Source organism: Polaromonas sp. (assembly GCF_030689685.1).
In the GTDB taxonomy this organism is placed as follows: domain Bacteria; phylum Pseudomonadota; class Gammaproteobacteria; order Burkholderiales; family Burkholderiaceae_C; genus Polaromonas.
The window spans coordinates 1-2,651 of record NZ_JAUYEY010000016.1 but is presented as its reverse complement, the minus strand read 5'-3'; the positions used below and the strand labels follow the sequence as shown (position 1 = coordinate 2,651).

Annotated in this window: 2 protein-coding genes and 1 pseudogene; all 3 read left to right on the top strand. The window is 61.3% G+C overall.

The window, feature by feature from the left end:
* Positions 1-141: 141 nt before the first annotated feature.
* Positions 142-342, top strand: a pseudogene (locus Q8O29_RS04285) (IS4 family transposase); the annotation flags it as partial.
* A gap of 13 nt (positions 343-355) precedes the next feature.
* Positions 356-1,762, top strand: coding sequence for an ethanolamine ammonia-lyase subunit EutB (locus Q8O29_RS04280; protein ID WP_305560824.1), 1,407 nt, complete (start codon positions 356-358; stop codon positions 1,760-1,762).
* Positions 1,763-1,779: 17 nt separating this feature from the next.
* A complete protein-coding gene (eutC, locus tag Q8O29_RS04275) occupies positions 1,780-2,541 on the top strand; it encodes an ethanolamine ammonia-lyase subunit EutC (protein ID WP_305560823.1) in 762 nt (253 codons plus the stop codon).
* Positions 2,542-2,651: the final 110 nt, after the last annotated feature.

Below are 2,651 nucleotides of genomic sequence, written 5' to 3'. Positions count from 1 at the left end.
TGACCAGGCGCACCGCCTCCAGTTTGAATTCCAGGGTGTATTTGCCCCGGGCTTGTCCGTCTTTTCTCTTGCTCATTTCGTAATCTCCAATGTCTGAATTTGACCATCAGCTATGGAGTACGTTTTTCGGGGGCAAGATCAATCTGGTGCGCCGTCTGCACCTACGTGCTCATCGCCATCGTCAAGAAGGAGCTTCACTTGGATGCCTCGCTCTACACATTGCTACAGATTCTTTCGGTATCGGTTTTTGAGAAAACCCAGATTTCATGCGCCTTGCAGCTCGATGACTCCGGAATTGAACTGCCACTCGACGATAACCAATTGATTTTGTTCAACTTTTAACCGGACACTACTGATGTCTGTCCCTGCTTTCAGTCACACCGTCGGCACTGCTACCTACCACTTTCATGACCTGAAAGACTTGCTGGCGAAAGCCTCGCCGCTTCGATCCGGGGACGTGTTGGCCGGTGTGGCGGCGGCCACCGACGAAGAGCGCGTGGTGGCGCAGATGACGCTGGCCGAGTTGCCGCTGGCCACCTTCCTGAGCGATGTGTTGGTGCCGTATGAAGACGACGAGGTGACACGGCTGATCATCGACAGCCACGATGCCGCTGCGTTTGCACCCATCAGCCACCTGACCGTCGGCGACTTTCGCAACTGGTTGCTCAGTGATGGGGTGGACAGCGCTGTGCTGGCCCGCGTCGCGCCCGGTATCACGCCGGAGATGGCGGCGGTCGTCTCCAAGCTCATGCGCAACCAGGACTTGATTTTGGTGGCACAAAAATGCCGCGTGGTTACGGCGTTTCGCAACACCATCGGACTGCCTGGGCGGCTGTCCACGCGGCTACAACCGAACCACCCGACCGACGACGCGGCCGGCATTGCGGCCAGCCTGCTTGATGGCCTGCTTTACGGCAGCGGTGATGCGGTGATCGGCATCAACCCCGCCACCGACAATGTGCCGCAAGTTGTCCGTCTGCTGGGCCTGCTCGACGAGGTCATCCAGCGTTATGCCATACCGGCGCAATCGTGTGTGCTGACGCATGTCACCAATACCCTGGCCGCGATCGAGCGTGGCGCGCCGGTGGACCTGGTGTTCCAGTCGATTGCCGGCACCGAGGCAGCCAACCGCAGTTTTGGCATCGATCTGGCCCTGCTGGCCGAGGCGCACAGCGCCGCCTTGTCATTTGGCCGTGGCAGCGTAGGCAACAACGTCATGTATTTCGAAACCGGCCAGGGCAGTGCCTTGTCGGCGCAGGCGCACCATGGCATGGACCAGCAGACCTGCGAGACGCGCGCCTATGCCGTGGCGCGCCACTTCAAGCCCCTGCTGGTCAACAGTGTGGTCGGTTTCATCGGGCCGGAATACCTGTATGACGGCAAACAGATCATCCGCGCCGGGCTGGAAGATCATTTCTGCGGCAAGCTGCTGGGGCTGCCCATGGGCTGCGACGTTTGTTACACCAACCATGCCGAGGCCGACCAGAACGACATGGATGTGCTGCTGACGCTGCTGGGGGTGGCGGGTTGCAGCTTTGTGATGGGTGTGCCCGGGTCGGACGACATCATGCTCAACTACCAGAGCACCTCGTTTCACGACGCGCTGTATGCGCGGCGTGTGCTGGGTCTGCGGCCCGCGCCCGAGTTCGAGGCCTGGCTGGAAAAAATCCAGATAGTCAGACCGGGCGAGGGCGATGGGCTGCCGCAGCTAGCCGGGCAGATACCGCCGGCGTTTCGCGATGCCTTGCTGCGTGTGTCCTGAAGCGCATCAGCAGCAGCATGAAGCCTGTCCCATCCCCCGTGTCCACAGCGGTGACCGACAACCCCTGGCAGCAGTTGCGCCAGTTCACGGCGGCGCGTATTGCGCTGGGGCGCACCGGCGTCAGCCTCCCGACCCAGCCGCAGTTGACGTTTCAACTGGCTCATGCGCGGGCGCGCGACGCGGTGCACCTGGCGCTGGATGCGCCGCAACTTCTGCAAGATATGGAAAGCGCGGGTCTGTCGCGTGCCGGCGAGGTCCTGGTGCTGGACAGCGCGGCCGGCGACCGCTTGCAGTATCTGCAAAGGCCCGACCTGGGCAGGCGCCTGAACGATGCCTCGCGCGGACGCCTGAAAGCCTTGCCAGCTCCGGCGATAGCGCTTGGTTTCGATCTGGCGGTGGTGATGGCCGATGGTTTGTCTGCGCTGGCGGTGGCACAACAGGCGGTACCGCTGTTGCGGGCGCTCCAGCCGTATGTCGCTGCTGCGCAGTGGACGCTGGCGCCGCTGGCCATCGTCAGGCAGGGGCGCGTGGCTGTGGGCGACGAAATCGGCCAGTTGCTGGGGGCGCGGGCGCTGTTGTTGCTGATTGGCGAGCGCCCCGGCCTGAGCTCACCGGACAGTCTGGGTGCTTACCTGACCTGGATGCCACGCGTCGGCTTGCTCGATGACAGCCGAAATTGCATCTCCAATATCCGGCCGGCGGGATTGCCTTTTGAAGAAGCTGCACGCAAGGCGCATTACCTGTTGTCTGATTCCATTTCCACAACATTAGTGCAATAATATCCTCCATCATACTTGATGGAGAAAGTCATGGCACGTCCAGTTACCGGGGATGATGAGACGATCGAAATTGCGCAAATAGCGATCTCGCAAGCCACAACGATGGATGA